We start from the raw sequence: 6,757 nt of genomic DNA, 5'->3' as shown, positions 1-6,757 counted from the left end.
GGGTGTGGGAGCGCGAACGGGGCGAGCTGGGCTTCGCTCAGCCGCCGCGCTGGTAGTGGAGCACGGGGCGGACGCCGTCCTCCCCGCCATTTCCCGCGCAGGCGCCAGCATGAAGATGCCCTCCTCGGCAACGCCGCCGGGTCCGTTCTGTCGGACGTGCCGGGAACCGGCGTTCCAGGCGACTTCGCGCGGAACTGGAACTCGTCGAAGCCGATCATGGCGCTGATGCGCCGGCGCTCGAGAATCGGATACTCGAACGCGTGCAACTCACGGCTTGAATCCGTGGCGCTCGAAGCGAGCGCGCGCGAACGAGTCCCCGAGCCAGGCGGTGAACCTCGTCGCCAGCTCCGGCGCGCTGGTCGCGCGCACCACGGCGGCGGAAAAGAGCACCGGCGCCTGCAATGAATCGGGAATCTCGACCGGCACGATCTTGATCTTCGACATCTCGGCGTCGGTGGCGTAGGCGAAGCAGGCGTCGGCGTCGCCTTTGGCGACCCGCAACACCCCGTCACGCGCGCTCTTCACCCGGTCGACGAGATTGGCCCGCACCTTTTGCACGTAGCTCTTCCCCAGCCCGCGCGCCCTCGCCATGCGATCCAGCACCTGAGTGGCGTAACGGCCGGCCGGGGTATTGGGGGCGCCGATCAGCAGCCGGACCCCGGGCTTCGCCAGATCCTGCAGGCGGGTCACCGGCCCGCCGGCGCGCGCGATCACGCCCACGCGCCCGCGGGCGATCACTCGGGGCGCCAGCAGCAACCCGTGGCGAAAGAGCAAGGCGCTGGTTGCCGTGTCGGCTGAAACGAACACATCGGCGTTGGCTCCCTGCTCGAGGTGCTCGCGCATCTCGGCGGTTCCCGCGAAGCTCGAGATCACCGAGGCATTCGGGTATCGGGCGCGGAAGGCGTTGCCGATCTCGAGCATCACGTTCTGGAGCGATGACGTGCTATAGACGTGGATCGCCCCCTGAATCGAGGTATCGGTGACCGGCCGGCCGGCCGCGCCGAGCACCGTGAAGGCCAGCGCGGCGACCAGGGCGAACGCCGTCGCCGACCGCAACCACCCCCGCATCAGCGGCTTCGCGCCCGGACCAGCTTCGGCGCCCTTTTCGCGGTCGGCGCCTTCTTCGCGTTCGGCGCGTTCTTCGCCGTCGGCGCCTTCTTCTTCGGGGCGGCGCCGTTGCCATTGGACCGGGCGTGGCTCGTGCGGGCAGGCGCACCCGAGATCGCGGCCTCGACTTCCTTCCACTCGGAGTCCGCGAGCTTGATCTCGCCCGCCTTGAGATTCTCCTCGAGCTGCTCGAGCCTCGTGGCGCCGGTGATCGCACTCGACACCTGCGGTTCGCGCAGCACCCAGGCAAGGGCGATCTGCGCCGGGGTTCCCGCACCCTGCCTGGAGCACCACGCCGCGAAGCGCTCGGCCGAGGCGACGTTTTCGGGAGTCAACGCCTTCTCGGCGGTGAGGAAGTGCGCGAAGTTCGTATTCGCACGGCTGCCTTCGGGGCGGGCGCCGCCGGCATACTTGTTGGTGAGCACGCCTTGCGCGAGCGGCGAGTAGACGATCATGCCGATGCCGTTCTTCTTGCAGAAGGCGATGTGCTCCCGCTCGACGTGCCGGTCCACCAGGTTGTAGCGCGGCTGGCTCGAGATCATCGGATCCCAGCCGCGCGCGCCCTGGATTTCGACCACGCGCCGCGCCAGGGCCGGCTCGCGGTCGAAGTTCGAGAATCCGACGTAGCGCGCCTTCCCCATGCGCACCAGATCTTCGAACGCCCGCAGCGTTTCCTCGATCGGCGTGCCGGCGTCGGGCGCGTGCGCCTGATAGAGATCCACGTAGTCGACGCCAAGCCGGCGCAGGCTCTGGTCCATGGCGTCGAAGATGTGCTTGCGCGATAGCCCCGCGCCGAGCGGACCGTCCCACACGCGGCCCATGCACTTGGTGGCGATCACCAGCTGCTCGCGCGGCAATCCGACGATCGCCTGCCCGAGCAGGTTCTCGGCGCCGCCGCGCACGTAGACGTCGGCGGTGTCGAACAGATTGACGCCGAGATCGAACGCCTTGCGCACGATCTGGATCGCGTCGTCGTTGGCCACCGATCCGCCATAGGTGGTCCACGACCCGAGGGAGAGCTCCGAAACCTTGAGGCCGGTCTTGCCGAGGGCGCGGTAATTCATGGGGGAACTCCGGATGAGGGTGAACGAAACGAGGAACGGAGAGTCTAGCCGGACTCGAGCCGGGCGTCAGCCCGCTCGGTGCGCGTCCGATGGACGATGCTCAGTAGCGCCCGGCCTGGAGGTTCGTGAAGGACTCGTCCGCGGTCAGCCGGCCGGCGCGCGCCAGTCGCCGGAGGCGATCGATCATCGCGGCCTGCTTCTCCAGCCGGTCCTCCACGAACGGCGAGACCGGCGGCCGGTTGCGCTGCAGCCACAGCCGCGCGAATTCCTGGTCGAGCGCCAGCAACTCCGCGTGCAGCCGATCGAGCTCGAGCACCGCCTGATCTCGGCTCGCCCGATCGAGCAGGCCGAGCGTGCGCCCGCGAAGCTCGCGACCGAGCCCATCGAGCGCGAGCTCGCGCTCGGCCAGAAAGCGGAATCCCCGGATCGCGTGAGCGAGAGAGGCGGCGTGGTCGCGGTGGTACCGAATCGACCCCGTGGCCTGCCGCAATCGCGATTCCGCCACCGCCATGTCGGCCAGCAACGTCTTCATGCGAACGCGCCATTCGGCATGGGCGGGTTTGACCAGCAAGGCGTGGTGAAAGACACGCCCGACCGTGGTGAGGCCGGTGAAGTCCTGCCAGCCGAGGATGCGCTCGACCTCCACCATCCCTGAGGCTTCCGGCCCGTAGAACGTGCTGACGAAGCGGGGCAGGAATGCGTCAACCGGCGGCGTCGCGGGTTCCCAGGCCGAGGCCGCCGCGAACGCGTACCCGGCCCAGTTGTTCTCGCGCAGGCATTCGGCGCCGCTGTCCCCCCATGAGGAGAGCACCAGGCCGGACGCCTTCGCGGACTTCGCGGCGCGCGCGAGCGCGGCGATGTTGGGAACGGCGCGCGCGTAGTTCGGATAGAACGTGGTCCAATTCCACATGCCAGGGCTCACGAAGACGTCCTGGAAGCCGAGCGCCGCAAGCTGCCTCAGGCTGGGCACCGAATCCTGCTGATCGTAGTGCCAGTCCACGACGATCATGTCCCGAGGCAACGAGTCCGCGGCCTCCGGCCAGCGCAGGATGACGTCGCTGTAGATCATCGTCCGGCAGCCCAATCGCTCGCGCAGGCGCGTCGAGATCTCGCCGAGGTAGTCGCTGTAGGCGATCGCAGCCCGGCGCCGGTCGAGCGGACGCTCGTCGCCCTCGGCGCGCGCGGGCGGCCACTCGTCGCCTCCCAGGTTGATCATCGGGCTACGGGTGCATTCGGCGATCCGCACGGCTTCCTTGCCGACGAACTCGGCGGCTCCGGGTTGCTCGGGTTCGAATCGCTTCGCCGGGCCGCGCGCGCCCGACTCGCGGCTGAACGCCTCCCCGAGCGCCTGCAGGCGTTCCTCGTGCCCGAGGGTCTGGAAGATGGGCGAGATCACGACGTGATTGCGAAGTCCTTCGTTGGTGAGCTGGAGGAGTTGAATGCGGGTGAGCGAAGTCGAGACCGCCCCGTCTTCCCGTTCGGCGTCGAGCGCCGAAAGTTCTTCGATCGTGAACTGATAGAGATTGAGCTTGTAGTACGCGAGCTGCTCAATCAGCTCGCGAAAGTCGGCCATGGTCGAGACCTGCCCGCGCACCAGGTCGTCCGAGACGCCGCGCCATTCGAGCGCCGGATAGTCGCGGATCTCGAGGCCGGAGAGCTCGCCACGCGTCGAAGCGCGTATCAGCTGCCTCAGGGTCTGCGCCCCGTAGAAGCGCCCGAGCGGCGAGACCCCCTCGATGACGATGCGGCCGGGCTCGATCGTCAGCCGGTATCCCTGGGCCACATCGAGCGGCGGATCGGAGGCGTGCGCCGGAATCGCGCGCAGCTCGACGCGCGAGGTCTTCGATGGCCCGACGACCGAGCCCGAGGTGGGCCACTGCCAGCCGAAGCACCGGCGCGCCTCGGCGGCGATCAGCTCGGCGGCCCCGCGATCCTGCCGCGAGCCAGCGCATACGACCCAGGTGGAATCGAGCTTCGCTCCCCTGCCGGTCGAACGCATTTCCCGAGGCATCGGGAGCAGGCCTGGGGCGGTCGCGCCGGCCCTTGCCGCATGCGCGGGCGAGCCACCGAGGGCGAGCGCGAGCAGCCCCAGGCACGCGAGGCACGAGACCTGACGCCGACGAGACATGCGACTGTTATCGGCACGCCCCTTCGGGTCTCCCGCGCTTTTCAGCTGCGGCCCGGGCCGGTAATCTTGTACGGATGTCGCCCAGCCCCATGACCTCGAGCGGCGGCCGTTTCCGCCTTCGCGACCTGATCCCGTTCGGCCCCGCACGCCATCCGCGCCCTCGCCCGTTTCTCGAGATGGCCCAGATCGCCTGGGACAATCGCGACAACCTCGGCTACGCCTGGCGCATCCTCAATCACGGCGTCTGCGACGGGTGCTCGCTGGGACCACGCGGGTTGCGCGACGACGTCATCGACGGCGTCCATCTGTGCATGACGAGGCTCAAGCTCCTGCGGCTGAACACCATGGGTCCGGTCCCCGAGGAGCGGCTGCGCGATCTCGCCGGACTGCGCTCGCTCTCGAATGAAGAGCTGCATCGGCTGGGCCGGCTGCCGTTCCCGATGATCCATCGAGCGGGCAGCGACCGTCTGCACCGTCTGTCGTGGGACGAGGCGATGGGCATCGCGGCCGAGACGCTCGCCGACACGCCCGGCGAGCGCCTGGGCTTCTTCGCGACCTCGCGCGGCGTGGTCAACGAAACCTACTACGCGTTCACCAAGGCGGCGCGGCTCCTCGGCTCGAACCACGTGGACCTCTGCGCGCGCCTCTGCCACGCGGCGAGCGTCTCGGGGCTCAAGGACACGCTCGGCGTGCCGGCGCCCACCTGCTCGCTCTCGGACATGATCGGCGCGGACCTCGTGGTGATCCTCGGCTCGCACCTCGCCAACAATCAACCGGTCACCATGAAATATCTGACCTACGCCAAGCGCAAGGGAACGCGCATCGCCGTGGTGAATCCGATGCGCGAGCCTGGCCTCGAGCGCTACTGGGTGCCGAGCGACTGGGCTTCCGCGATCTTCGGCACGCGCCTGATGGACGAATTCTTTCAGGTGTCGGTGGGTGGCGACATCGCGTTCATGAACGGCGTCCTGCGGGCCCTGATCGAAAGGGACGCAGTGGACGCCGAGTTCGTGAGGCGCCACACCACCGGATTCGAGGAGGTGAAGGCCCACGTGCTCGGCACGCCCTGGGAGACGCTCGAGCGGCTCTCGGGCCTCACGCGCGCCGATATGGAGCGCCTGGCCGGCTTGCTGGCGCGCGCGCGGACGTGCGTGTTCGTGTACAGCATGGGTCTCACTCAGCATCGCTTCGGCGTGGACAACGTGAAGGCGCTCGTCAATCTGGCGCTCGCCCGCGGCATGCTGGGCCGCGAAAAGTGCGGCATCATGCCGATTCGCGGCCACTCCGGCGTTCAGGGCGGCGGGGAGTGCGGCGTGGATCCCGACAAGCTGCCCGGCGGCTTCGAGGTGGCGAATCGGCAGGACCGCGCGCGATTCGAGGCGCTGTGGGGCGCGCCTCTGCCGGCGCACAAGGGCTATCGCACCCTGCAGATGCTCGAGGCCGCGCACGATGGCGAGATCGAATTTCTGTACTCGCTGGGCGGCAATTTGCTCGAGACGATGCCGGATCGCGCCTACATGGATCGGGCGCTCTCCCGCGTGAAACTGCGCGTCCATCAGGACATCGTGCTCAACACCTCGGCGCTGCTGTCCGGGCCGGCGGTGCTGCTTCTTCCCGCGCAGACCCGCTACGAGACCCCCGGCGGCGGCACCGCCACCAGCACCGAGCGACGCATCCGTTACACGCCCGAGATCGCGGGCCCGAGGATCCCCGAGGCGCTTCCCGAATGGGAGATCCCGGTGCGCTTCGCGCGCGCGGTGCGCCCGTCGCTGGCCGCATCGTTTCCGTGGCGCGGCACCGCCGATATTCGAGCCGAGATGGCGAATGCCATGCCGATCTACGCGGGGATCGAGGCGCTCGAGCGGGAAGGGCAGTGGGTGCAGTGGGGCGGCGCGCGCCTGTTCACCGACGGCTTCACCCGCATGCCCGAGGGCCGCGCACGCTTCACCGCCGTTCGCATCCCCGAGATCTCGATTCCACCGGGCTGGTTCTACATGAGTACGCGGCGCGGAAAGCAGTTCAACAGCATGAGTCATGGCGAGCGCGACTATCTGGTGGGCAGCGTCACGCGACGCGACGTGTTGATCCATCCCGATGACGCCATCGAGCTGGGACTCAAGGCCGGCGACGAGGTGCAGCTGCGTTCGGAGACCGGGGTCTGGATCGGCCTCACGCGCCCGGCGCCCATGAAACGGCGTCACGTCCAGACCTACTGGCCGGAAGCCAACGTGCTCATTCCGCGCCGATTCGATCCGGTGTCCGGAGAACCCGATTACAACGCGCTGGTCGTGCTGGAGCCGGTTCGTTCGATTCCCGGCATGCGGCCGCTTCCCGCGCACGAACCCGCGGCCGCGAAATCCGTCCGCGAACCGGCACCCGCACTGGTTCGCTCCCACCCCGAAGGAGCCTGACGCTTGAGCTCGAGCCTCGAGTCCCCGCGAATCGCGAGCCCATCGTG

4 protein-coding genes are annotated in these 6,757 nt (G+C 68.7%); 1 reads left to right on the top strand and 3 read right to left on the bottom strand.

Annotation, left to right across the window (positions count from 1 at the left end; all coding sequences use genetic code 11):
* Positions 1-267 precede the first annotated feature (267 nt).
* The 3 genes from modA to VMJ70_01400 form a co-directional block, all read right to left on the bottom strand.
* The gene (gene modA, locus VMJ70_01410) at positions 268-1,068 is read right to left on the bottom strand and encodes a molybdate ABC transporter substrate-binding protein (GenBank protein ID HTO89764.1); all 801 of its coding nucleotides are present in this window, start codon (positions 1,066-1,068) and stop codon (positions 268-270) included.
* Positions 1,068-2,171, bottom strand: a complete 1,104-nt coding sequence (locus VMJ70_01405) for an aldo/keto reductase (GenBank protein HTO89763.1) — start codon at positions 2,169-2,171, stop codon at positions 1,068-1,070. Before VMJ70_01405 ends, modA begins: the two co-directional genes overlap by 1 nt.
* A gap of 100 nt (positions 2,172-2,271) precedes the next feature.
* Entirely contained in the window at positions 2,272-4,299 is a 2,028-nt protein-coding gene (locus tag VMJ70_01400; GenBank protein ID HTO89762.1) for a beta-N-acetylhexosaminidase, read from the bottom strand.
* A gap of 89 nt (positions 4,300-4,388) precedes the next feature.
* Here VMJ70_01400 and VMJ70_01395 point away from each other — a divergent pair, with 89 nt between their 5' ends.
* Positions 4,389-6,710: an FdhF/YdeP family oxidoreductase gene (locus VMJ70_01395; GenBank protein HTO89761.1), complete on the top strand. Its 2,322-nt coding sequence runs from the start codon at positions 4,389-4,391 to the stop codon at positions 6,708-6,710.
* The last annotated feature ends 47 nt before the right edge of the window (positions 6,711-6,757 follow it).

The organism is Candidatus Sulfotelmatobacter sp. (assembly GCA_035498555.1).
Taxonomy (GTDB): domain Bacteria; phylum Eisenbacteria; class RBG-16-71-46; order RBG-16-71-46; family RBG-16-71-46; genus DATKAB01.
Note: the sequence above shows the minus strand (reverse complement) of the source record. Positions and strands in the feature narration are given on the sequence as shown.

Bases quoted from the DNA above. Each gene is read 5' to 3' on its own strand.
- modA (HTO89764.1), bottom strand. From the start codon at position 1,068: ATGCGGGGGTGGTTGCGGTCGGCGACGGCGTTCGCCCTGGTCGCCGCG.
- VMJ70_01405 (HTO89763.1), bottom strand. From the start codon at position 2,171: ATGAATTACCGCGCCCTCGGCAAGACCGGCCTCAAGGTTTCGGAGCTC.
- VMJ70_01400 (HTO89762.1), bottom strand. From the start codon at position 4,299: ATGTCTCGTCGGCGTCAGGTCTCGTGCCTCGCGTGCCTGGGGCTGCTC.
- VMJ70_01395 (HTO89761.1), top strand. From the start codon at position 4,389: ATGACCTCGAGCGGCGGCCGTTTCCGCCTTCGCGACCTGATCCCGTTC.